The 23,799-nt window shown below is 56.1% G+C and carries 25 protein-coding genes; 11 read left to right on the forward strand and 14 right to left on the reverse strand.

Annotation, left to right across the window (positions count from 1 at the left end):
• The first annotated feature begins 536 nt into the window (after window positions 1-536).
• Complete coding sequence (gene pyk / locus EM595_RS10490; protein WP_067431423.1) at window positions 537-1,979, forward strand: pyruvate kinase; 1,443 nt, start codon at window positions 537-539, stop codon at window positions 1,977-1,979.
• A 47-nt stretch (window positions 1,980-2,026) separates the two neighbouring features.
• On the opposite strand, the gene lpxM is transcribed toward pyk, so the two are convergent.
• From lpxM to znuA, 3 genes are all read right to left on the reverse strand, one after another.
• Complete coding sequence (lpxM, locus tag EM595_RS10495) at window positions 2,027-2,998, reverse strand: lauroyl-Kdo(2)-lipid IV(A) myristoyltransferase (RefSeq protein ID WP_067431425.1); 972 nt, start codon at window positions 2,996-2,998, stop codon at window positions 2,027-2,029.
• A gap of 121 nt (window positions 2,999-3,119) precedes the next feature.
• Window positions 3,120-4,445 carry a murein DD-endopeptidase MepM gene (gene mepM, locus EM595_RS10500; protein WP_067431428.1) on the reverse strand — a complete coding sequence of 442 codons (1,326 nt, stop codon included), beginning with the start codon at window positions 4,443-4,445 and terminating at the stop codon, window positions 3,120-3,122.
• A 14-nt stretch (window positions 4,446-4,459) separates the two neighbouring features.
• Window positions 4,460-5,419 carry a zinc ABC transporter substrate-binding protein ZnuA gene (znuA, locus tag EM595_RS10505; RefSeq protein WP_067435390.1) on the reverse strand — a complete coding sequence of 320 codons (960 nt, stop codon included), beginning with the start codon at window positions 5,417-5,419 and terminating at the stop codon, window positions 4,460-4,462.
• Between the two features lie 78 nt (window positions 5,420-5,497).
• Between znuA and znuC the strand changes: the two genes are divergently transcribed.
• A complete protein-coding gene (gene znuC, locus EM595_RS10510; RefSeq protein ID WP_067431431.1) occupies window positions 5,498-6,253 on the forward strand; it encodes a zinc ABC transporter ATP-binding protein ZnuC in 756 nt (251 codons plus the stop codon).
• On the forward strand, window positions 6,250-7,035 hold the full coding sequence (gene znuB / locus EM595_RS10515; RefSeq protein WP_067431434.1) for a zinc ABC transporter permease subunit ZnuB: 786 nt from the start codon (window positions 6,250-6,252) through the stop codon (window positions 7,033-7,035). The genes znuC and znuB overlap by 4 nt, the downstream gene beginning before the upstream one ends.
• Before the next feature lie 64 nt (window positions 7,036-7,099).
• Here znuB and ruvB read toward each other — a convergent pair whose 3' ends face one another.
• The 7 genes from ruvB to aspS all read right to left on the reverse strand — a co-directional run bounded on the left by ruvB (window position 7,100) and on the right by aspS (window position 12,574).
• Window positions 7,100-8,104: a Holliday junction branch migration DNA helicase RuvB gene (ruvB, locus tag EM595_RS10520; protein ID WP_067431437.1), complete on the reverse strand. Its 1,005-nt coding sequence runs from the start codon at window positions 8,102-8,104 to the stop codon at window positions 7,100-7,102.
• Window positions 8,105-8,112: 8 nt separating this feature from the next.
• Window positions 8,113-8,727: a Holliday junction branch migration protein RuvA gene (gene ruvA / locus EM595_RS10525; protein WP_067431440.1), complete on the reverse strand. Its 615-nt coding sequence runs from the start codon at window positions 8,725-8,727 to the stop codon at window positions 8,113-8,115.
• Between the two features lie 73 nt (window positions 8,728-8,800).
• Window positions 8,801-9,328 (reverse strand): crossover junction endodeoxyribonuclease RuvC, encoded by a 528-nt coding sequence (gene ruvC / locus EM595_RS10530; RefSeq protein WP_067431443.1) that lies wholly within the window; start codon window positions 9,326-9,328, stop codon window positions 8,801-8,803.
• Between the two features lie 34 nt (window positions 9,329-9,362).
• Window positions 9,363-10,106 carry a YebC/PmpR family DNA-binding transcriptional regulator gene (locus tag EM595_RS10535; protein ID WP_067431446.1) on the reverse strand — a complete coding sequence of 248 codons (744 nt, stop codon included), beginning with the start codon at window positions 10,104-10,106 and terminating at the stop codon, window positions 9,363-9,365.
• A 4-nt stretch (window positions 10,107-10,110) separates the two neighbouring features.
• Window positions 10,111-10,257 (reverse strand): hypothetical protein, encoded by a 147-nt coding sequence (locus EM595_RS21085; protein ID WP_157883869.1) that lies wholly within the window; start codon window positions 10,255-10,257, stop codon window positions 10,111-10,113.
• Window positions 10,258-10,352: 95 nt separating this feature from the next.
• Window positions 10,353-10,787, reverse strand: coding sequence for a dihydroneopterin triphosphate diphosphatase (nudB, locus tag EM595_RS10540; protein ID WP_067431449.1), 435 nt, complete (start codon window positions 10,785-10,787; stop codon window positions 10,353-10,355).
• Window positions 10,787-12,574: an aspartate--tRNA ligase gene (aspS, locus tag EM595_RS10545; protein WP_067431452.1), complete on the reverse strand. Its 1,788-nt coding sequence runs from the start codon at window positions 12,572-12,574 to the stop codon at window positions 10,787-10,789. Before aspS ends, nudB begins: the two co-directional genes overlap by 1 nt.
• Before the next feature lie 267 nt (window positions 12,575-12,841).
• Here aspS and EM595_RS10550 point away from each other — a divergent pair, with 267 nt between their 5' ends.
• The 5 genes from EM595_RS10550 (at window position 12,842) to EM595_RS10570 (ending at window position 17,281) form a co-directional block, all read left to right on the forward strand.
• Window positions 12,842-13,402 carry a hydrolase gene (locus EM595_RS10550; protein WP_067431455.1) on the forward strand — a complete coding sequence of 187 codons (561 nt, stop codon included), beginning with the start codon at window positions 12,842-12,844 and terminating at the stop codon, window positions 13,400-13,402.
• A 43-nt stretch (window positions 13,403-13,445) separates the two neighbouring features.
• Window positions 13,446-14,261 (forward strand): DUF72 domain-containing protein, encoded by an 816-nt coding sequence (locus EM595_RS10555; RefSeq protein ID WP_067431457.1) that lies wholly within the window; start codon window positions 13,446-13,448, stop codon window positions 14,259-14,261.
• Between the two features lie 96 nt (window positions 14,262-14,357).
• On the forward strand, window positions 14,358-15,086 hold the full coding sequence (gene cmoA / locus EM595_RS10560; protein WP_067431460.1) for a carboxy-S-adenosyl-L-methionine synthase CmoA: 729 nt from the start codon (window positions 14,358-14,360) through the stop codon (window positions 15,084-15,086).
• Window positions 15,083-16,051 (forward strand): tRNA 5-methoxyuridine(34)/uridine 5-oxyacetic acid(34) synthase CmoB, encoded by a 969-nt coding sequence (cmoB, locus tag EM595_RS10565; protein WP_067431463.1) that lies wholly within the window; start codon window positions 15,083-15,085, stop codon window positions 16,049-16,051. The genes cmoA and cmoB overlap by 4 nt, the downstream gene beginning before the upstream one ends.
• A gap of 132 nt (window positions 16,052-16,183) precedes the next feature.
• A complete protein-coding gene (locus EM595_RS10570) occupies window positions 16,184-17,281 on the forward strand; it encodes a glycerol dehydrogenase (protein WP_067431466.1) in 1,098 nt (365 codons plus the stop codon).
• A gap of 27 nt (window positions 17,282-17,308) precedes the next feature.
• On the opposite strand, the gene EM595_RS10575 is transcribed toward EM595_RS10570, so the two are convergent.
• The 3 genes from EM595_RS10575 to cutC all read right to left on the reverse strand — a co-directional run bounded on the left by EM595_RS10575 (window position 17,309) and on the right by cutC (window position 19,649).
• Window positions 17,309-18,142, reverse strand: a complete 834-nt coding sequence (locus EM595_RS10575) for a hypothetical protein (protein WP_067431469.1) — start codon at window positions 18,140-18,142, stop codon at window positions 17,309-17,311.
• A 159-nt stretch (window positions 18,143-18,301) separates the two neighbouring features.
• A complete protein-coding gene (locus EM595_RS10580) occupies window positions 18,302-18,571 on the reverse strand; it encodes a YdgH/BhsA/McbA-like domain containing protein (RefSeq protein WP_067431472.1) in 270 nt (89 codons plus the stop codon).
• A gap of 325 nt (window positions 18,572-18,896) precedes the next feature.
• Entirely contained in the window at window positions 18,897-19,649 is a 753-nt protein-coding gene (gene cutC / locus EM595_RS10585; protein ID WP_067431476.1) for a copper homeostasis protein CutC, read from the reverse strand.
• Between the two features lie 88 nt (window positions 19,650-19,737).
• Between cutC and EM595_RS10590 the strand changes: the two genes are divergently transcribed.
• Window positions 19,738-20,880 carry a MalY/PatB family protein gene (locus EM595_RS10590; RefSeq protein WP_067431479.1) on the forward strand — a complete coding sequence of 381 codons (1,143 nt, stop codon included), beginning with the start codon at window positions 19,738-19,740 and terminating at the stop codon, window positions 20,878-20,880.
• Here the strand turns inward: EM595_RS10590 and EM595_RS10595 are convergent.
• Window positions 20,877-21,440 carry a VOC family protein gene (locus EM595_RS10595; protein ID WP_067431482.1) on the reverse strand — a complete coding sequence of 188 codons (564 nt, stop codon included), beginning with the start codon at window positions 21,438-21,440 and terminating at the stop codon, window positions 20,877-20,879. The genes EM595_RS10590 and EM595_RS10595 overlap by 4 nt on opposite strands.
• Before the next feature lie 304 nt (window positions 21,441-21,744).
• Between EM595_RS10595 and EM595_RS21470 the strand changes: the two genes are divergently transcribed.
• Entirely contained in the window at window positions 21,745-21,867 is a 123-nt protein-coding gene (locus tag EM595_RS21470; protein WP_262385463.1) for a hypothetical protein, read from the forward strand.
• A gap of 193 nt (window positions 21,868-22,060) precedes the next feature.
• Complete coding sequence (gene argS / locus EM595_RS10600) at window positions 22,061-23,791, forward strand: arginine--tRNA ligase (protein ID WP_067431485.1); 1,731 nt, start codon at window positions 22,061-22,063, stop codon at window positions 23,789-23,791.
• The last annotated feature ends 8 nt before the right edge of the window (window positions 23,792-23,799 follow it).

The raw sequence follows: 23,799 nt of genomic DNA on the forward strand, positions 1-23,799 counted from the left end.
GCCAAATAAGGGCATAACGTCCGCTGCCGCGTGCTGTCCTTTTTCCGTCAACTGCTGAAAAATGTGACAAACGGGTCGGCGCTGGCGTAACGTGAGCGCGGGCTATCTTCGCAAAAAAGCGGCATTGAAATCACCTGTAAATGAAATCGCCCAAACCAGCCGGTTTTTGTGCGGCGATTATGCTGGACGAAATCGGGCACCGTGCCGATAACCTTAGCAAATCAGTCAGGCTTGTCGCAGCAGTAATTGTTGTCTTATCGTAACCCGATTGCTGTCGCGTTGACGTTCGACGCGTCGCGGAGGGAGTTTTACGCTCTTCCAGCCGTGAAATAGCGGCGTAACCTGCCGTGCGTCAAAGACGCTCTGTGGGGATAGCGGGTAGAGTAAGGCGCCCTTTTGTTATGCGGGCTGAAATTTTTTTAACATCAGGTTTACAATGTGAGTCGAATCACGATGCCGCTATGCGTTAAGATAAGCGAAGCATCACCAGGTCATGCCTCGCATCGTCACGTTTACCATATAATATGGAGTCTTACATGTCTCGACGTCTCAGAAGAACCAAGATCGTAACAACGCTGGGTCCGGCAACCGATCGTGATAATAATCTCGAAAAAATCATCGCCGCCGGCGCTAACGTTGTTCGACTTAACTTCTCGCATGGCACCCCGGAAGATCATCAGATGCGCGCCGACAAAGTGCGTGAGATTGCCGCCAAGCTGGGCCGCCACGTTGCGATCCTCGGCGACCTGCAGGGGCCTAAAATTCGCGTCTCCACCTTTAAAGAGGGCAAAGTATTCCTCAGCATTGGCGACCGCTTCCTGCTGGATGCGTCGCTGGGCAAAGGTGAAGGCGATAAAGAAAAAGTCGGCATCGATTATAAAAATCTGCCGTCTGATGTGGTTCCGGGCGACATTCTGCTGCTCGACGACGGTCGCGTTCAGCTGAAAGTGCTGTCGGTTGACGGCAGCAAAGTCTTTACCGAAGTGACCGTGGGCGGCCCGCTGTCCAACAACAAAGGCATTAACAAGCTCGGCGGCGGCCTGTCAGCCGAAGCGCTGACCGAAAAAGATAAAGCGGACATCCTGACCGCAGCCAAAATCAACGTCGATTTCCTGGCGGTCTCCTTCCCGCGCAACGGCGAAGACCTGAACTATGCGCGCCGTCTGGCTCGTGAAGCGGGCTGCGAAGCGAAAATTGTCGCTAAAGTTGAGCGTGCAGAAGCAGTTGCCACGCAGGAAGCGATGGATGAAATTATCCTCGCCTGCGACGTGGTGATGGTGGCACGCGGCGATTTAGGCGTTGAAATTGGCGATCCGGAACTGGTCGGCATTCAGAAAGCGTTGATTCGTCGTGCCCGTCAGCTTAACCGCACCAGCATTACCGCCACGCAGATGATGGAATCGATGATTACTAATCCGATGCCAACCCGCGCAGAAGTGATGGACGTCGCCAACGCCGTGCTCGACGGCACCGATGCGGTGATGCTGTCAGCGGAAACCGCAGCGGGTCAATATCCGGCTGAAACCGTCAGTGCGATGGCGAAAGTCTGTCTTGGCGCGGAAAAAATTCCCAGCGTTAACGTCTCGAAACACCGTTTGGATGTGCAGTTCGACAATATCGAAGAAGCGATTGCCATGTCGGCGATGTATGCCGCCAACCATCTGCAGGGCGTAACGGCGATCATCACCATGACGGAATCGGGCCGCACGGCGCTGATGACCTCACGCATCACGTCCGGCCTGCCGATTTTCGCTATGTCGCGTCATGAGCGTACGCTGAATCTCACCGCGCTCTACCGCGGCGTGACGCCAGTTTACTTTGACAGCAACAACGACGGCGTGGTTGCCGCGCATGATGCGATCAACCTGCTGCGCGACAAAGGCTTCCTGGTTTCTGGCGATCTGGTGATCGTCACCCAGGGCGATGTGATGGGCGCCACCGGCACCACCAACACCAGCCGTGTGCTGCGTGTTGACTAAGCATCAGCCTTAAATAAAAAACGCGACCCTCAGGTCGCGTTTTTTTATCACTTCGGATAGATATCCTTGCGCTTGTAGGGTTCGATATCTCCGTCCTTGCGCGTCTTCAGCAATTTGAGGATCCAGGCGTACTGCTCCGGATGCGGCGCAACAAATTTCTCCACCTCTTCGTTCATGCGCCTTGCCAGCGTGATGTCGTCCGCTTCCACCAGATCGTTCATCGGCTGGCCAAAAATCATGGTGACGCCGTGGGTTTCGCTGTTGTAGACCGGAAACAGCGGAATCACGCGGGCGCGACTCACTTTCATCAAGCGTCCCAGCGCGGGCAGCGTCGCCTTATACGTTGCGAAGAAATCCACAAACTCGCTGTGCTCAGGACCGTGATCCTGATCGGGCAGATAGTAACCGCAGAAGCCTTTGCGAATTGAGCTGATGAACGGCTTGATGCCGTTGTCGCGCGCATGCAGGCGGCCGTTGTAGCGCAGGCGGACTGAATTCCAGACGTAATCAATCACCGGATCGCTTTGATGATTGAACATCGCCGCCACTTTTTCGCCTTCATGCGCTAACAGCATGGCGGGAATATCCACGCCCCAGCCGTGCGGCACCAGCAAAATCACGTTCTCTTTTTCAGCGCGCAGGCGGTCAAACACTTCGCGGCCCTGCCACTGGATACGCTGGCCCATCTTAGCCGGATTACGCAGCGCCAGCTCGGCCATAAACACGATGGTTTGCGGCGCGGTGGCAAACATGCGATCGACGATGGCCTCACGCTGGGCTTCAGACAGTTCGGGGAAACAGTACAACAGGTTGATTTGGGCTCGACGGCGGGCGCTCTTTGCCAGCTTACCGACTTTGCGGCCCAGCGTGCCCAGTAAAGGATCGCGTAATTTAGCCGGAATCAGCGCCATCGCGGCGCAGGCACCTATCGCCAGCCAGGTTCCCCAGTGTTTGGGTTTCAGAAATGACCGCTTAAAAACGGGGATAAACTCACTGTTACTGTTCTTGCTGGTTTCCATGCACTCGCCTCAATCAATGACCGGCTAATGATAGTGGCCGCGTAATATTTTGCAATGCCTGTGCTGGCACCATAAAAAAACCGACGGCCTTGACCGTCGGTTTTGCGCAGCCACTGGAAGATTAATTGATCTTCAGCTGCGGCAGGACTTCTTTCACCTGCGCCAGATAGCTGCTGCGATCTTTACCGGTCAATCCTTCGGTACGCGGCAACTTCGCGGTCAGCGGGTTCACTGCCTGGTTGTTGATCCAGATTTCAAAGTGCAGATGCGGTCCGGTTGAGCGACCGGTGTTCCCGGAGATGGCGATACGATCGCCGCGCTTCACGCGCTGTCCTGGTTTCACCAGCAGTCGGCTCAGGTGCATATAGCGCGTCATGTACTGGCGACCATGGCGAATCGCCACGTAGTTACCGGCGCCACCGCCATGTTTAGCCACCACCACTTCCCCGTCGCCCACCGCCAGCACCGGCGTACCGATTGGCATCGCAAAGTCAGCACCGTTGTGTGGTGCTACACGACCTGTCACCGGGTTCAGACGGCGCGGATTGAAGTTAGAGGATACGCGATACTGCTTAACGGTTGGAAAGCGCATAAAGCCACGAGCCAGACCGGACGCATTGCGATCGTAGTACTTGCCATCTTCGGCACGAATCGCGTAATAATCTTTGCCGCCGGTACGCAGGCGCACGCCCAGCAGTTGGCTCTGCTCACTTTTACCATTCAGCATTTCACGCGACATTAGCACGCTGAATTTGTCGCCGGCACGCAGCTTGCGAAAATCCATCTGCCACTGCAGCGCTTTAATGACGTTGCTGACTTCGCCACTGCTGAGGCCTGCTTTACGTGCGCTGGTGACGAAGCTGCCCTGCACGACGCCGGTCATGACATTATTCTGCCATTCGCCTTTTTGCAGCGCGCTGCTCGATTTAAAGCCATTGCCGCTGCGATCGTAAGTGCGGGTTTCGCGGCGCGAAATGTCCCAGCTTACGCGTTGCAGCTGCCCATCATCGTTAAGCGTCCAGGAGAGCTGTTGACCGACCTTAAGATTACGCAAATCGCCGTCGGCTTTTACCAGCGCGTTAATGTCAGACATATCGATGCCGAACTGATTAAGGGCGCTGCTCAGCGTATCGCCAGAGGAGATGGTGTAATCGTGAATGCCCGCTTCGACCGGCACATCCTCATCAATCTCATCTTTTGGGATATCTTCTTCCGGCGCAGGGGTCGGCTGGTCGATGGGCTCGCTGGCTTCAGGCAGCAGCGTGCGGAGTTCATTTTTCTCCAGCTCGATATGCCTGACAATTGGCATGCTTTCACTGGGATGGTAGATGTAAGGCCGCCAGATGGCGACGGCCAGAGTAATCACCGTCAGCGACCCCAACATTACGCGATGGGGGCGCGGCAAACTGTTAAATGTCATGGCGACAGAGCGGGCTATCTGCTGCACGTTGTACTTATCCTCTAGGCTCCATTCAGGCAGCTCGCATACTGGCTCGACAGTTGTGAGAGGAATTTCACATAGCTGTCTTTGGTTAAGCTGATGTTCATGCCCAGTGGATCGAGCGTGCCTTTACGTACGCTGGTTCCCCGGGCCACGGCATCGATGACGGCCGGCCTGAACTGTGGTTCAGCAAAGACGCAGACCGCCTTATGCTCAACCAACTCTGTTCTGATTTGATGTAACCGCTGCGCGCCAGGCTGAATTTCCGGGTTGACGGTAAAATGCCCCAATGGTGACAAACCGTAATGTTTTTCAAAGTAGCTGTACGCATCATGAAAAACGAAATAGCCCTTACTTTTCACCGGCGTCAGCGCGGCGTTGATATCGTGGTCTGTTTTGGTCAAACCCGCTTCAAACTGCTGCAGGTTTGCGTCAAGTTTGTCTCTGCTTTGCGGCATAAGTTCCAATAATTTCCCATGGATTGCAACCGCAGATTGTCTTGCTATATCAGGTGATAACCACAGGTGCATGTTATATTGACCATGCTCATGGTGGGCATGAGACCCGTCTTGATGTTCGGAATTTTCGTGTGTGGCATGACCCGCTTCTTCATCATCGTCTTCACCCCCGCTAATGAGTTGTGACTTCACACCCGGCAACTGGCTTATTTCGATATTTTTTTGTGCAGGAATGGTGGCGGCTGACTTAGTGAGAAACGCTTCCATTTCCGGTCCCACCCATACCAGTAAGTCTGCGTTTTTTAAGCGTTTTATATCCGAAGGACGCAATGCGTAATCGTGCTCTGAAGCGCCATCCGGCAGCAGTACTTCCACTGGCGTCACACCGTCAGCAATGGCTGAAGCGATAAAACCCAACGGCTTGATGGAGGTAACAACCGCAGCGCTGGCGCCAGAGGTGATAAAAGGGGTAAAAATCAGAGGAATGAGCAACGACAATAGTGACTTTTTATTATGTAACATAATGATACTTTCCATCGTGAGCGGCTGATGGATTGTGATATTATAACATTATAAATCTTCTGCAACCTGTAATCATTTATGCCTTCATTAGTCACTCTGAACAACATTTCGGTCAGGTTTGGCGAACGCCGCGTGCTCAGCGATATTTCGCTGACCCTGCAACCGGGTCGCATTCTGACGCTGCTCGGGCCAAACGGTGCGGGCAAGTCAACGCTGGTGCGCGTGGTGCTTGGGCTGCTGCCGGTGAGCGGCGGCACGGTTGAGCGCGATCGCGATCTGCGCATCGGCTACGTGCCGCAAAAACTGCATATCGATGCCACGCTGCCGCTCAGCGTTGAACGCTTTATGCGCCTGCGTCCCGGCGTGCGTAAGGCCGACGTGCTGCCCGCGCTGAAACGCGTTCAGGCGGGTCATCTGCTTAACTCACCGCTGCAGAAGCTCTCCGGCGGTGAAACCCAGCGCGTGCTGCTGGCCCGAGCGCTGCTGAATCAGCCGCAGCTGCTGGTGCTGGATGAGCCCACCCAAGGCGTTGACGTCAATGGACAGGTCGCGCTGTATGACCTGATTAACCAACTGCGTAACGAACTCAACTGCGCGGTGCTGATGGTTTCTCACGACCTGCATCTGGTTATGGCAAAGACCGACGACGTCCTGTGTCTTAATCACCATATCTGCTGTTCAGGCACGCCAGAAGTGGTGTCGCAACATCCGGAATTCATTGCGATGTTTGGCCCACGCGGCGCTGAGCAGCTGGCGATTTATCGTCATAATCACAACCACCGTCACGACCTACAGGGACGTATCGTTTTACGCAGAGGACAAGGTCCGTCATGATTGAATTACTGCTTCCCGGCTGGCTGGCCGGCATGCTGCTGGCGCTCGCCGCCGGGCCGCTGGGCTCGTTTGTGGTCTGGCGAAGAATGTCCTATTTCGGCGATACGCTGGCGCACGCATCGCTGCTCGGCGTGGCGTTTGGCCTGCTGCTGAACATCAATCCTTTCTATGCGGTAGTGGCGGTTACGCTGCTGCTGGCGCTGGCGCTGGTCTGGCTGGAGCGTCGGCCACAGCTCGCCATCGATACGCTGTTGGGGATTCTGGCGCACAGCGCGCTGTCACTGGGTTTGGTGGTGGTCAGCCTGATGGCCGACGTCCGCGTCGATTTAATGGCCTATCTGTTTGGTGATTTGCTGGCGGTGACGCCGCAGGATCTCTGGACGCTGGGCATTGGCGTCGCCTGCGTGCTGGCGGTGCTGGCGTGGCAGTGGCAGGCGTTGCTGTCCATTACCATTAGCCCAGAGCTGGCGCAGGTAGATGGCGTAAATATGCAGCGCTCACGCCTGCTGCTGATGCTGGTCACCGCGTTAACCATCGGCGTGGCAATGAAGTTTGTCGGCGCGTTGATCATCACTTCGCTGTTGATCATTCCGGCTGCCACCGCACGCCGTTTTGCCCCATCGCCGGAGCGCATGGCGGGCCTGGCAGTGGTGATGGGTATGTTGGCGGTCAGCGGCGGGCTCTGCCTGTCGGCATTCTACGATACACCCGCGGGCCCGTCGGTGGTGCTCTGCGCCGCGGCGTTGTTTATGGTCAGCATGATGAAACGTCCTGCGGTCTGAGCCGCGGGGCAGACAAAAAAAGAGCCGCACACGTGCGGCTCTTTTTTTAGGGTTGCGCAGCGGCTTACTCTTCGCGAGTGATACCAAAATGCTTGTACGCATGTTGAGTAGCAATTCGCCCGCGTGGCGTACGCTGAATGAACCCCTGCTGAATCAGATAAGGTTCCAGCACATCTTCAATGGTTTCTCGCTCTTCGCCGATGGCTGCCGCCAGGTTGTCCAGACCAACCGGACCGCCGGTGAATTTATCGATAATCGCCAGCAGCAGCTTGCGGTCCATATAGTCAAACCCTTCGGTATCGACGTTCAGCAGATTCAGCGCTTTGATCGCCACCTCGCCACTCAGCTCACCGGAATGGCGCACCTCTGAGAAGTCACGCACCCGGCGCAGCAGGCGGTTAGCGATACGCGGCGTACCGCGTGCGCGGCGGGCCACTTCCAGCGCGCCCTCTTCACTCAGCGGCAAACCCAGACGCGATGCGCTGCGGCTGACAATGTGCTGTAAATCCTCAACGCGATAGAACTCCAGCCGCTGCACAATGCCAAAACGATCGCGCAGCGGTGAGGTCAGCGAGCCAGCACGCGTGGTGGCGCCGATCAGGGTAAACGGCGGCAGATCGAGCTTGATCGAGCGCGCGGCTGGCCCTTCGCCAATCATGATATCGAGCTGGTAATCTTCCATGGCGGGATAGAGCACTTCTTCCACCACCGGCGACAGGCGATGGATCTCATCGATAAACAGCACGTCGTGCGGTTCAAGATTGGTCAGCATCGCCGCCAGATCGCCCGCCTTTTCCAGCACCGGACCCGACGTGGTGCGCAGATTAACGCCCATTTCGTTGGCAACGATGTTAGCCAGCGTGGTTTTACCCAGGCCCGGCGGGCCGAAAATCAGCAGATGATCCAGCGCATCGCCACGCATTTTCGCCGCCTGGATGAAGATTTCCATCTGCTCGCGCACCTGTGGCTGCCCGACATACTCTTCCAGCAGCTTCGGCCGAATAGCGCGGTCGATGCTCTCTTCTTCGTTCAGGGTGCCAGGCGAGACCAGGCGATCGGCTTCAATCATTATTTACCTCAGAGGGCTGCACGAAGGGCTTCGCGGATCAGCGTTTCGCAGTCGGCATCTTTACGGCCTACTTTGCTGATCATGCGGCTCGCTTCCTGCGGTTTATAACCCAGCGCCACCAGCGCCGCTACCGCTTCGCCTTCCGCATCGTTCGCCGCAGGCTGTTCGCCCGGCGCAGTAAGCGTAAAGGCGGAGTCGCTGCCGAACAGATCGCCATGCATGCCCTTAAAGCGATCTTTCATTTCCACCACCAGACGTTCAGCGGTTTTCTTGCCAACGCCCGGGAGTTTGATCAGCGTGGCGACTTCTTCACGCTCAACGGCGGTCACAAACTGCTGGCCGGACATGCCGGAGAGGATTGCCAGCGCCAGCTTAGGCCCGACGCCAATCACTTTAATCAGCTCGCGGAACAGCGCGCGCTCCTGTTTGGTGTTAAAGCCAAACAACAGCTGAGCATCTTCTCTGACCACAAAATGGGTAAAAATCACCGCTTCTTGATGCAGCTCAGGCAGCTCGTAGAAACAGGTCATCGGCATGTGAACTTCGTAGCCCACGCCGTTTGCTTCGATCAGCACCTGCGGCGGCTGCTTCTCCAGAATATTGCCTCGTAAACGACCTATCACAGCATTGCTTCCTGTAAAATTATGCGCATATGCGGCTGTTTATAACATAAAAAAAGCTGGATGAATATCCAGCTCAGGAGGAACGTAAGCGGCCGCGCGCCAGGCTAAGTCGGTTTTCACTCATTTTCGCGGCGTTCTGCGTAATGTGGCAGTGCGTAATGGCGATGGCCAGCGCATCCGCCGCATCCGCCTGGGGATTGGCGGCCAGTTTCAGCAACGTGCGCACCATGTGCGCCACCTGGCTTTTCTCTGCGCTACCGATGCCAACCACCGTTTGCTTCACCTGGCGTGCGGCGTATTCAAACACCGGCAAATCCTGGTTCACCGCGGCAACAATCGCCGCGCCGCGTGCCTGGCCAAGCTTAAGCGCCGAGTCGGCATTTTTCGCCATAAAGACCTGCTCAATGGCGAAAAAGTCAGGCTGGAACTGGGTGATGATTTCACTGACGCCCGCATAAATCAGCTTCAGTCGCGTGGGTAAATCATCCACCCCGGTGCGAATACAGCCGCTACCGAGATAGGTCAGCTGGCGGCCGGTTTGACGAATAACGCCGTAGCCGGTGATGCGTGAGCCGGGATCAATGCCAAGAATAATCGCCATCACGCCTCTCCGCTAAGTGCTGCAGGCAACGTCATCAAAGCGTCGCCGCCACCTCGTCAGAAATTTCACCGTTATGGTAAACCTCCTGCACGTCGTCGCAATCTTCCAGCATATCGATCAGGCGCATCAATTTTGGCGCAGTTTCCGCATCCATATCCGCTTTGGTGGATGGGATCATCGCCACTTCAGCGCTTTCTGGCTGCAGGCCAGCGGCAATCAGCTGATCTTTTACTTCGCCGAGGTTTTCCCAGGCGGTAAAGATATCGATGGTGCCATCGTCGTAGGTCACAACATCTTCCGCGCCCGCTTCCAGCGCCGCTTCCATCACCTGATCTTCATCCAGGCCCGGCTCAAACGAGATCACGCCTTTTTTGCTGAACAGGTAAGCCACGGAACCATCGGTGCCGAGGTTGCCGCCGGTTTTGGTAAATGCGTGGCGCACTTCAGAAACGGTACGGTTGCGGTTATCGCTCAGACACTCAATCATCACCGCTGAGCCGCCTGGGCCGTAACCTTCATAAATGATGGTTTCCATGTTGGCGTTATCATCGCCACCGACGCCGCGCGCAATAGCACGATCCATGGTGTCACGCGTCATGTTGTTGGATAACGCTTTATCCATCGCCGCACGCAGACGCGGGTTTGAAGCAGGATCGCCGCCGCCCAGTTTCGCTGCCGTCACCAGCTCACGAATGATTTTGGTAAAGATTTTACCGCGTTTGGCATCCTGCGCCGCTTTGCGGTGCTTGGTGTTTGCCCATTTACTGTGTCCAGCCATTACTTCATCTCTCTTTGTAATCACTTGCCAGGCTATCTGACTGGCGATCGTATTCCCCGGCGATGCACACTTTCCCTGGCGCGATGCGCTGTGGTTGCGGCGTGCTGGCGGTCAATACCTCGCTGCGACGATAACGCCTGTAGGTTGACAAGGTATCCCTGAACGCCCGGTCAGGCTTCAGAGGTTTGCTGTTAACTTAACGATATCGCTAACGGCGCGCTTGTAAGCCGATCGTTCACGCTGCCGTTAGCCAATAAACTCTTCAATTGCCTGGCGATTGCTCCAGGACTTAGTCAGCTGAGCGGCATCACGCGGCGCAAGCCACTGCGATGCCAGATGCTCACTGACGATAACGTTCCGCTCAGCGGGCAACGCCAGCAAAAACCAGTGCTCGCGGTTATGCGTCACGTCTGGCGCATAACGATGACGAAAATGGGCGAAGATTTCGAATTCTATCTCACGGTGGCAGTCAACAACCTTGAGCTGCTCCGCATCAATATCAATCTCCACCTCTTCCTGCACTTCCCTTCGCGCCGCCTGCACGGGCGATTCACCCGCTTCGAGGCTACCGGTCACCGACTGCCAGAAAGTGGGATCATCGCGCCGCTGCAGCATCAGCACCCGTCCCGTATCCACAGCATAGATAACCACCAGGACCGATACGGGATGCTTGAACGCCATTATTTGTTCTCTGCGCTCTCAGGCTTCTCTTTCTTCACTACCTGAATCGCCAGCTCGTTCAGCGCCGCCGGGCTGGCGAAGCTTGGCGCTTCGGTCATCAGGCAGGCTGCCGCGGTGGTTTTCGGGAACGCAATCACATCACGGATGTTATCGGTGCCGGTCAGCAGCATCACCAGACGATCCAGACCAAAGGCCAGGCCGGCGTGCGGCGGCGTACCGAATTTCAGCGCATCCAGCAGGAAGCCAAACTTCTCACGCTGTTCTTCAGCGGTGATACCCAGCAGGCTGAACACTGCCTGTTGCATCTCACCGTGGTGAATACGCACCGAACCGCCGCCCACTTCATAGCCGTTGATCACCATGTCATAAGCGTTGGCAATGGCGTTTTCCGGCGAGTGCGTCAGCTGCTCTGGCGTCATCGCTTTTGGTGCGGTGAACGGATGGTGCATCGCTGCCAGGCCGCCTTCGCCATCTTCCTCGAACATTGGGAAGTCGATAACCCACAGCGGTGCCCAGCTGTCGGTGCGGGTGATGTTCAGATCGCGGCCCACTTTCAGGCGCAGCGCACCCAGCGCATCGGCCACCACTTTCGCGCTGTCAGCGCCGAAGAAGATCAGATCGCCATCTTCTGCAGCGGTGCGCTGTAGCATGGTTTCAACGATTTCAGCGGTGAGGAACTTGGCGATCGGGCTCTGTACGCCTTCTGCACCCGCGGCACGGCTGTTGACCTTCATCCAGGCCAGGCCTTTCGCGCCATAAATTTCTACAAACTTGCCGTAGTCGTCAATCTGTTTGCGGCTCAGCTGTGCGCCGCCCGGCACGCGCAGTGCGGCAACACGGCCTTTGGCATCGTTCGCTGGGCCAGAGAACACCTTGAACTCCACCGCTTTCAGCAGATCGCCGACGTCCACCAGCTCCATCGGGTTACGCAGATCGGGCTTGTCAGAGCCGTAACGCGTCATCGCTTCAGCAAAGGTCATCTGCGGAAACTCGCCAAGGTCTTCGCCTTTGATTTCCAGCCATAAGTTGCGGATCAGACGCTCCATCAGCTCGCGCACCTGTGGCGCGGTCAGGAACGAGGTTTCCACATCGATCTGGGTAAATTCAGGCTGACGATCGGCACGCAAATCTTCATCACGGAAACATTTCACGATCTGATAATAGCGGTCAAAACCGGACATCATCAGCAGCTGTTTAAACAGCTGTGGCGACTGCGGCAGCGCATAAAACTTGCCTTTGTGCACGCGGCTTGGCACCAGATAGTCACGCGCGCCTTCCGGCGTGGCCTTGGTCAGCATCGGCGTTTCGATATCCAGAAAGCCGTTGTCATCCATAAAGCGACGCACAAAGCTGCTAATTTTAGCGCGCGCTTTCAGGCGCTGGGCCATTTCCGGGCGACGCAGATCGAGATAACGATATTTCAGACGCGCTTCTTCGCTGTTGGTCTGATTGGAATCGAGCGGCAGCGGATCGGCACGATTGATGATATTCAGCGCGGTCGCGAACACTTCCACTTCGCCGGTCGCCATGTCGCTGTTTTTGTTCTTCTCGTCGCGCGCTTTTACCGTACCGGTCAGCTGAATGCAGAATTCATTGCGCAGTTCAGACGCGAGCTGGAAAGCATCCTGATGATCCGGGTCGAAAAAGACCTGCACGATGCCTTCGCGGTCACGCATATCGATAAAGATCAGGCTGCCAAGATCACGGCGACGGTTAACCCAGCCGCAAAGTGTAACCTGCTGACCTACATGTGACAGGTTGAGCTGTCCGCAATATTCTGTACGCATAACGCATTCCTTTTAACTTCGCCGCTGCAGCATTGGTAACATCCCTGCGTGAGGTAAAGGGACGCTACCGCAAAAAAGGCGGCTATTATAATGGAAAATGGTGATAACGATAAGTGCTGCCGCGGCGATCTGGCGCTTTCGGCCGCAACTAAACCCTTAGCAGACATATTAATTCACAATAAGGGATAATTTTGCACACTCTTCCTTACCACAGCGACATAAATCCGTGGCAGGCTTAACCTTTTCCCTTTTTAACAGGATTCCAGCATGAAACTTAACACCGCAACCACCGCTCTGGTGTTGATCGATCTTCAGGAAGGCATTCTGCCTTTTGCAGGCGGACCGCACAGCGCGCAGGATGTGGTCAGTCGCGCCGCCACGTTAGCCGCGGCATTTCGCGCTCACAGTGCGCCGGTAGTGCTGGTGCGCGTTGGCTGGTCCGCCGATTTTGCCGATGCGCCGAAACAGGAAGTCGATGCACCCGCCCACGGCGCACTACCTGAAAACTGGTGGGATTATCCGGCGGCGCTGGGCAAACAGGAGAGCGACCTGCAGATCACGAAACATCAATGGGGCGCGTTTTATGGCACCGATCTGGAGCTGCAGCTGCGTCGTCGTGGCATCGATACCATTGTCCTTGGCGGCATCTCCACCAACATTGGCGTGGAATCCACCGCCCGCAATGCGTGGGAGCTGGGCTTTAACCTCGTGGTGGTCGAAGATATCTGTAGCGCCTTCAGTGCCGAACAGCACAACAGCAGCGTTGAGTGGATTTTCCCGCGCCTCGGCAAGGTTCGTCAGTCGGCGGATGTGATCGCGGCACTGTAATCATTTCGGGATGGCGAGCCATCCCCTTTTTTAAGTCAGGCTTATGCGCATCGGTTTACCACAGTGGCAGCACCCGCAATGGAAGAAAATGGGGCTGGAAACCCTGGCGGATTATGCCCGCTACTTTAATTGCGTCGAGGGCAACACCACGCTTTACGCGCTGCCAAAAGGTGAAACCGTGCTGCGCTGGCGTGATATGACCGATGACGCCTTTCGCTTTTGCTTTAAATTCCCGGCGACCATTACCCATCAGGCCGGATTGCGCCAGTGCGACGAACAGGTCGATACCTTTTTCCGTACGCTCGATCCGCTGGCGGCGCGCATTGGCCAATACTGGTTACAGATGCCAGCCAGCTTTGGCCCGGAGCATCTTTCCGCGCTGTGGCCGTTTCTCGATGCGCTGCCCGGCTGCTTCAGCTACGGCATCGAGGTGCGCCATGCGCAGTTTTTTGCCAAAGGCGAGGCGGAACAGGCGCTGAACCGCGGCCTGCATCAGCGCGGCGTTAACCGCGTGATCCTCGACAGCCGACCGGTTCATCTCTCTCCTTCTACCAGCCCGGCGTCGCTGGATGCCAAACAGAAAAAGCCGCAGGTGCCGGTGCATGCAGTGCGCACGGCAACCCAGCCGATGGTGCGTTTTATCGGGGGCGATGAGCTGGACGCCAACGAGCAGCTGTTCCAGCCGTGGCTGAAGAAACTGGCAGCGTGGCAGACGGAAGGCGAACCCTGGCTATTTCTGCATACGCCAGATATTGGCGAGGTGCTGCATCTGGTACAGCGGCTATGGCCTCAGCTGGCGCAGCATTTGTCGCTGACGCTGCCGCCGCCCGACTGGCCGCAACAGGATGCGCTGTTCTGAACGTCGCCACAGGTTAATGTGGCAGAAGAGGTGCAGCCCGCCTCACTTTCTGCCAAAATAGCGCCCTTTCCGTAGCTACCTGTCGGACTTACCGTTATGTCTAATCGCGATACGCTGTTCTCCGCCCCGATCGATAAGCTGGGCGACTGGACTTTTGACGAGCGCGTTGCTGAAGTTTTCCCGGATATGATCCAGCGCTCGGTGCCGGGTTATTCCAACATCATTTCCATGATCGGCATGCTGGCGGAGCGCTTTGTGCAACCCCACAGCCAGGTTTACGATCTCGGCTGTTCGCTCGGGGCCGCCACCTTGTCGGTACGCCGCAATATTCAGGTCGACGGCTGTAAAATTATCGCTATCGACAATTCACCGGCGATGGTCGAGCGCTGCCGTCGTCACATCGACGCCTTTCGCGCCGATACGCCGGTTGAGGTGATTGAAGCGGATATCCGTGCGGTGCCGATCGAAAACGCCTCGCTGGTGGTGCTTAATTTTACCCTGCAGTTTCTCGATCCCAACGAGCGCCTGGCGCTGCTGGAGCGCATCTGGCACGGCCTGAAACCCGGCGGTGCGCTGGTGGTTTCTGAGAAGTTCAGCTTTGACGATGCGGAAGTGGGCGAACTGCTGTTCAACATGCATCATGACTTTAAGCGCGCTAACGGTTACAGCGAGCTGGAAATCAGCCAGAAGCGCAGCATGCTGGAAAACGTGATGCTGACCGACAGCGTTAACACCCATAAAACGCGGCTGAAACAGGCGGGCTTTACCCATGCTGAACTCTGGTTTCAGTGTTTTAACTTCGGCTCGCTGGTGGCGTTGAAATGATCGACTTTGGAAATTTTTATCGTCACATCGCTACCGGTCCACTGGCCAGCTGGCTGGAAGTGCTGCCGGCGCAGATCGCCACCTGGCAGCGTGAAAATCTGCATGGCCACTTTCGCAACTGGGAAAAAGCGGTGGATTACCTGCCTGCGATGGTGCCGGAGCAGCTCGATCTGTTGCACAGCGTCAGCGCCGACAGCAGCCAGCTCACCGACCGCCAGCGTGCGGGCATTGAGAAACTGCTGCGCAACCTGATGCCGTGGCGTAAAGGCCCGTATCAGCTTTACGGCACCACCATCGATACCGAATGGCGCTCCGACTGGAAATGGCAGCGGGTGCTGCCGCATATCTCGTCGCTGGCCGGACGCACGGTGCTGGACGTGGGCTGCGGCAGCGGCTATCACATGTGGCGTATGCTGGGTGCCGGTGCTCACTTTGTGGTGGGTATCGACCCGATGCAGCTGTTTCTCTGCCAGTTTGAAGCGGTACGTAAACTGCTTGGCAACGATCAGCGTGCGCATCTGTTGCCGATTGGCATCGAGCAGTTACCAGAGCTGAAGGCGTTCGATACCGTGTTCTCTATGGGCGTGCTGTATCACCGCCGTTCCCCGCTGGATCATCTGTATCAGCTGAAAAATCAGCTGGTCAGCGGTGGCGAACTGGTGCTGGAAACGCTGGTCGTGGAAGGCGACGAGCACAGCTTGCTGGTGCCGGGCGAACGCTACGCGCAGATGCGCAATATTTACTTCCTGCCCTCGGCCGCCGCGCTGAAAAGCTGGCTGGAGAAGTGTGGATTTGAAGATGTGCGCATCGTCGATTATGCACTGACCTCAACCGACGAGCAGCGCCGCACCAGCTGGATGACCAGCGAATCCCTGGCGGAGTTCCTCGATCCCAACGACAGCAGCAAAACCGTTGAAGGTTATCCGGCGCCGCTGCGCGCGGTACTGGTCGCCCGTAAACCCTGACTTACACGGGCGGTACGCTGCCGCCCGTTTTCCCGCCTGTTTTCTTCTTGCTACGCATAATCAAAACCACATTGGCTCTCCTGTGCCAGGCTTAACCAGCTTATTTTCATCAACGTTAAGGAGTGCAGCACTATGAGCAGATTCATATTTTCCTCTCCACGTAAGTATGTTCAGGGCGCCGGCGTGATCGCTGAGCTGGGTACCTATGTTGCCGATCTGGGCAAACAGGCCTTTCTGGTCGCGGATGAAATCGTCTGGGGGCTGATTGGTCAGCAGGCGCAACAGGCGTTGCAGCAGGGAGGCGTCGAAAGCCACTATCAGCAGTTCAACGGCGAAGCCTCCAGCAATGAAATCTCGCGCCTCAGCCAGCTGGCACGGGAAAAAGGCAGCAATGTGATTGTCGGGCTTGGCGGCGGTAAAACGCTGGATACGGTCAAGGCGGTGGCCGATGAGCTGGCGCTGCCGGTGGTAATTGTACCGACCGTGGCCTCTACCGATGCGCCGTGCAGCGCCCTGTCGGTGATCTATTCCGATACCGGCGTATTTGAAACCTATCGTTTTTACAGCAAAAACCCCGATCTGGTGCTGGTGGATACCTTCGTCTGCGCGCAGGCACCGGTACGCCTGTTCGCCTCCGGCATTGCTGACGGACTCGCCACCTATGTTGAAGCGCAGGCGGTGCAGCGCTCTCACGCCAAATCGATGGTCAACGGCGATCCGACCATTGCCGGGATGGCAATCGCCCGCGCCTGTGAAGAGACGTTGTTAACCTGGGGCTTCAGCGCCTATCAGGCCGTTGCGCAAAAACTGGTGACACCGGCGGTGGAAGCGGTAGTGGAAGCCAATACGCTGCTGTCAGGACTGGGTTTCGAAAACGCCGGACTGGCGGGCGCGCACGCTATTCATAATGGCTTTACCGCCATTGACGGCGATATTCACCATCTGACGCACGGTGAAAAAGTGGCCTACGGCACGCTGACACAGATGGTGCTGGAACAGCGGCCTGATGAAGAGATCGCCCGCTATATTCGCTTTTATCGCTCCATCAATATGCCCACCACGCTGGCGGAATTGCATCTGGAAAACGAACGCTGGGAAAACCTGGTGAAAATCGGCGAGCTGGCTAACAGCGAAGGCGATACGTTGAAGAACCTCAACCCCAACCTGAGCGCGGAGACCATCGCCCATGCGATTCGTGCGGTTGATGCCTTCAGCAAAACGGTGAAGTAATGCAGCCTGCGGCGTCTGCGGACGCCGCTACTCCTTTTGCCCGTAATAGTCATAGCGATAAGCGGTGCCGAAGTTGCGCTGTAGCGTGCCGTTGGCATAGGTTTCCGTCTGACGGGAATAGCTGAGCGTACAGTTGCCAATCGCATCCCACAGCTGACACTCATCCAGCGTATCGAGCGTGCTGACTGCGGTCACGTGCGTGCCGTGAATCCGCAGTTCCCGCTGCAAATTATCGTAGCTGTAAAGATCCTTGCCCTTCTCCGAGCGCATTGCGGCGATCAATCCGCGCCGATCCCATTGGTAACGCATCACGCCGTTGGCCTCGTCATCGCTGCCGCGCGCCACGCTGTTTTGCAGGCGCAGCTGGCTATCGTGCTGATAGGTGGTTTCGGTAAAGCCTTTCTTGCCCATATTGGTAAAGCTATCGGTAGCGCTGAGAATGGTGCCCTGTTTGCCGACCTGCCAGCTGATGGTGCCCTGCCGGTTATCCACCACCGTTTGTTTACCCGCTTTTTCGACCTTTACCAGCCAGGCATATTCCGCCACCCAGCCGTGCGCCACGCGGGAAATATGCTGCTGCATGGTCAGCAGCACATTGTTTTCATTTTTGTCGTAGCTGATATCGGCCACGGTCAGGCTGCCGCAGGGATCGAACTGGCCAAGAATGCGCTTTTGCGAGTTAACGTCTTTGCCAAACTCTCCGCCGACAAACTGGCGAATCTGCCCCTTTGCCGTGCCGCCCAGCATAATGAGATTGTTGCTGTCAGCCACCTGCCTGCTGTGCGGGCTGCAGGTTTCATCTGCTAACAGCGAGGTCGAGAAAAAGCCTGCACAGATCAACACGTAACCACGATATTTCATCGCTGCGTCCGCCTGAAGAGAAGATAAGAAAAGGTAAACACCTTACGATGGGCTGGCAATATTTTTATTGGCAGAGAGGCAACGACAGAAGCGTGCAAAGCAGAAAAAGCAGAGGCATCCGGCACGGTGCGCCGGATGCCCGATCAACTAACTAACGGCTTATTTATAGATATCAGCGGTAGCGCTGAAGCGGCCATGTTCACGACCGGCAACCACCATGTAATAGGTTGCGCCTTTCTCATCGGCCATTTTTGACAGCTCGCGCTTGGCATCCATTGGCGAGGTAGTTTTAGCCGTGGTGTTCACGGTGCCAATTTTTTCCAGGTTCATTTTCTGCACTTCTTCTTTGGTCACTTCTTTTGCAGCAAACGCAGAGAAAGATACGGCACTAACAACCAGAGCAGTTACGACGGTTTTCATCATGTTCATCATCCATTCCTCATTTATTATTGATTTACCTGTGTTTACCGCCGCTCGCTCCACGAACCGGAAAACATCGTGAACGGTAGTAAAGGGGTACAAAGCGGTTGATCTACATGAAACAGTATTGTCGCGTAACTATATTTTGCCAGTGACCAGCAGAAGTTTTTGTAAACAACGCGTTGGCGGTGGGGTTTTGCATGAGAAATGGCTGAACACGGCAGATCGATTTGCCTGAATAACGGGCAAAAAAAACCCCAACAAGGCGCTGGGGTCTGGTACTTGCAAACATCACGTCGGTTAGGGCGTGCTGCGCGGCAAAATCGGTGATGATTCAGGCAACGCGCGCTCCGTTCATCTGGATTAACGCCTGCATCGCCTCAACCATATCGCCATCTACGCTGTAGCGGCTGAATTCTTCCGTTTCGGAGTCAGAACACATCGATACGCCCGCTTTACGGTAACGCATCGACGAGGATAATAACCGGCTGGCCGAGCTGTGCACCTCTCTGATGCCGCAATCGAGAAACTTCTGCAGATTGCTTAAACGGACCCCAGCACCAGCCATAACGATTGGACCTTCAGGCAGCTGATTAAGTTCCCGCAGCAGCGCAATTCCGTTTTCTGCACTTTGCTGCTGGCCTGAAGTCAGAATGCGCGCAATGCCGAGATCGGTCAACTCCTGATACGCGCGCTTCGGGCTGTGACACAGGTCAAAGGCACGGTGAAAGGTCACCGCCATATCGCCGGTCAGCGCCATCAGCTGCTGCATTCTCGCCCGGTCGATATGGCCATCCTGATCGAGCAGGCCAATCACTACGCCGGGAAAGCCCATTTCACGGATCAGGGTGACGTCAGACTTAATGGCGTCAAACTCCGCCTCGCCGTAGCAAAAATCGCCGCCGCGTGGCCGCACGATCGGGTGCACCGGAATCGAGACCCGTTCCCGCGCCTGTTGCAGCATGCCAAACGACGGCGTAATGCCGCCCTCTTTGGGCGCCGCACACAGCTCGATGCGGTCCGCACCGGCCCGCTGTGCAGTCACGGCGCAATCCACGCCATAGCAGCATATTTCCAGTATTGTCATTCTGCTCTCCTGTTTAATGACCGCTGGCTGGGCACCAGAATCTCAGTTAGTCTGCCATCAGCAGCTAAGTCTAACGGGAAACGCGCACATGACATTCAATTTTGACCAGGGTATAGACCGTCGTCACAGCGATAGCCTTAAATGGAATAAATATGGCGACGATGTGCTGCCTCTCTGGGTAGCAGATACCGACTTTCGTTCACCGGATTGCATCATTGATGCGTTAACCGCCCGCGTTCAGCACGGCGTATTTGGTTACGGCACCACACCGCACGATTTTATTGCCATTGCCTGCCAGCGCATGCAGCAGCGTTACGGCTGGCAAGTGCAACCGGAATGGCTGGTGGTGTTACCGGGGGTGGTCAGCGGCCTGAATCTGGCGGTGCGCGCCTTTACCGATGCGCAGCAGAGCACTATTGCGCCCACCCCCATTTATCCGCCATTCCGTCTTGCTGCGAAGCTGGCCGGTCGTCCGCAGCGCAATGCGCAGATGCGGCTGGAACAGGGCCGCTGGCTGATGGATCTTGATGCTTTGGCGCCGCAGCTTGACGGCAGTGAAAAGCTACTGATGCTCTGTCATCCGCACAATCCATGCGGCACCGTCTGGCGACGCGACGAGCTGGAGGCGCAGTTAGCGTTCGCCCGGCGTCACAATCTGATCGTCTGTTCCGATGAGATCCACAGCGATCTGATCCTCGAGCCCGATCTCAAACATATCCCTTTTGCCAGCCTGAGCGAAGACGCTGAGCAGCGCTCGATCACCCTGCTCTCGCCGTCGAAAACCTTTAACATCGCCGGTCTCGGCGCCTCACTGGCGATCATTCCCAACGCTGAACTGCGTGAGCGCTTTAATCAGACGCGCAAAGGCATCGTGCCCGAGGTGGATATTCTGGCGCTGGTAGCCGCCTGCGCCGCCTGGCGTGACGGACAGCCGTGGCTGGATGCGCAGCTCGATTACCTGCGCGGCAATCGTGACTGGCTGGTGAACGCGGTCAATCAACTGCCCGGCTTGCAGATGCAGTCGCCGGAAGCGACCTACCTCGGCTGGATCAACGCCCGGAAATTATCGGTAGCCAGCCCGGCGCTGTTCTTTGAAAAGCACGGGCTGGGTTTCTCTCCAGGCCGCGATTTTGGCGACGATGCGTTTATCCGCATTAACTTCGGCTGCACCCGCGCCACGCTGGAAGACGCACTGCAGCGCATGCAGCGCGCGCTGGCGACGCTGGCTTAACGCTGCTCGCTGGCCACAATCTCCTTCAGGCTCCACGGATGGAACTTGATGGTGGTTTGCCCGTCGCTCACCGCCAGCGTGGGATTGGGTAAACGCTCATTTTCGCCCTGTGGCGAACTGGTTTTGACGCTGATGCCCTGCTGGCTCAGCCCTTCATCACTCATCATCGACAGCGCGCGAGCCGCTACCGTCTCCGGATCGCCGCGCAGCACTATTTCAATGTGCTCCCAGCCTTCGTGCGGATAGCGTTTGTTGCCCGGCCACGGCAGTTCCACGACGTCAATCTGTAACGGGCCAATCTGCAGCGGCCGATCAAGCGCAAACAGACAAATCGGGCGGCCATTGATCATATTTTCTGAAAACATCTTACCGCAGCTTTTCAGCCCGGTTTTCCAGCGTTCCGCCGTGGTGTTCTGGTGACAACGCAGCGAAATGTGGTCCGCTTCCAGCCCCTCCAGAGCGAGCCCGAGTCGTTCGGCCAGCGCCAGCAGCGAAGCGGTAAAACGATCGATATCCTGTTCCAGATCGGCCAATAACGCAGAGTGAAAAGCTGATGCCACAACGTCTCCTTAAAGATGAAAAAATGATTACTCACGGGATTAAAACAGATGTTACTATCACAGCCGAAAATGAGATTTGTTGCGGCTTTTTACCAAAAACCACGTTTCTGTCTGCTTTTTCCTTTCAGACTCGGCTGAAAAATTGGACTTTAGTACCAGCAGTATGTTTATAAAAAACAGTTAACTCTTTGTTTTTTTAAGTCATTAATTATTCAATGGGATAACTCTCATTTGGTTGGTGATGAATTGCAGCGGTGACGGCTTTCTATTAAGTTTGTCACGACCATCATAAAAGGAATGGCTTATGTCTATGTTAATCGTTTCGGCAGTTCTCATCGCCCTGATGGGATTTGCAATTACTCGCCACTGGAAGATTCGTGCCGATAAAACTGTTAAGAACCCACGTCGTCATTTGCGTCGTCGTTAACACCCCGCTTTTACGGCGGAAACAGTGGCCGCCATGTTTCCGCCCATCTTAATGCAGGCTACTGACGCCTGAAAACAAATCACGTATACTTTTCCCCTTCTTTTTCCGCTTTGCGAACATTCTTTGTTCAGCTAAGGCGATGTTCCGGTGCGTTTTTTTCAAACGAACCGCTTAAGCGCATATAGGTAACTTGGTGAATATTCAGGCTCTTCTTTCCGAAAAAGTCAGTCAGGCAATGATCGCGGTCGGCGCACCAGCGGATTGCGAACCGCAGGTTCGTCAGTCGGCGAAGGCGCAGTTTGGCGATTATCAGGCTAACGGCATCATGGCAGTGGCGAAAAAACTGGGTCAGGCGCCGCGTCAGCTGGCCGAGCAGGTGCTGCAGCATCTTGATCTGCAAGGCATTGCCAGTAAGGTTGAGATTGCCGGTCCAGGTTTTATCAATATCTTTCTTGAGCGCGCCTGGCTGGGTCAGCAGGTGGCGGCCGCACTGACCGCGCCAAAACTGGGCGTTGCGTCGGTCACGCCGCAGACCATCGTGGTTGATTACTCCGCGCCCAACGTTGCCAAAGAGATGCACGTTGGCCATCTGCGTTCCACCATTATCGGCGACGCGGCCGTGCGCACGCTGGAATTTCTTGGCCACCATGTCATTCGCGCTAACCACGTCGGCGACTGGGGCACACAGTTCGGCATGCTGATCGCCTTTTTAGAAAAGCAGCAGAAAGAGCATCACGAAGAGATTGCGCTGGCCGATCTGGAAGCGTTCTACCGCGAAGCTAAGCGCACTTATGACGAAGATGCCGCCTTTGCCGAGCGCGCGCGCAGCTACGTGGTGAAGCTGCAGGGCGGCGATGAGTATTGCCGTAAAATGTGGCGTCGTCTGGTGGATGTCACCATGACGCAGAATCAGCACGGCTACGATCGCCTCAATGTCACCCTGACGCGTGACGATGTGATGGGCGAAAGCCTCTATAACGACATGTTGCCGGGCATCGTTGCCGACCTGAAAGCCAAAGGGCTGGCGGTGGAAAGCGAAGGCGCCACCGTGGTGTTCCTCGATGAATATAAAAACAAAGAGGGCGAACCGATGGGCGTCATCATCCAGAAAAAGGATGGCGGCTACCTCTACACCACCACGGATATCGCCTGCGCCAAATACCGCTACGAAACGCTGCATGCCGATCGCGTGCTCTATTACATCGATTCCCGTCAGCACCAGCATCTGATGCAGGCGTGGACCATCGTGCGTAAAGCGGGCTACGTGCCGGAATCGGTGCCGCTTGAGCACCATATGTTCGGCATGATGTTGGGTAAAGATGGCCGTCCGTTTAAGACGCGCAGCGGCGGCACCATCAAGCTGGCCGATCTGCTCGACGAAGCGCACGAGCGCGCGCTGACGTTGATCAAATCGAAAAACCCGGATATGGCTGACGATGAAGCGAATCGCATGGCGGAAGTGATTGGCATCGGCGCGGTGAAGTATGCCGATCTGTCGAAGAGCCGCACCACCGATTACGTATTTGACTGGGATAACATGCTGGCGTTTGATGGCAACACCGCGCCTTACATGCAGTATGCCTACACGCGTGTGCTGTCGGTGTTCCGCAAGGCGGGCATTGATCAAGCGAGCCTGTCAGGTGATGTGCTGGTCAGTGACGATCGCGAAGCGGCGCTGGCGGCGCGCCTGCTGCAGTTTGAAGAGACGATTACTCAGGTTGCGCGTGACGGAACGCCGCATGTGATGTGTGCTTATCTGTACGACCTGGCGGGTCTGTTCTCCAGCTTCTATGAGCACTGCCCGATTCTTAGCGCGGAAGATGACAACGTGCGCCAGAGTCGTCTGATGCTGGCCAGCCTCACCGCCAAAACACTGAAGCAAGGCCTGCAAACGCTGGGTATTGATACGGTAGACAGAATGTAAAACTGCCC

It is taken from the genome of Duffyella gerundensis (genome assembly GCF_001517405.1).
GTDB classification, from domain to species: Bacteria; Pseudomonadota; Gammaproteobacteria; order Enterobacterales; family Enterobacteriaceae; genus Duffyella; species Duffyella gerundensis.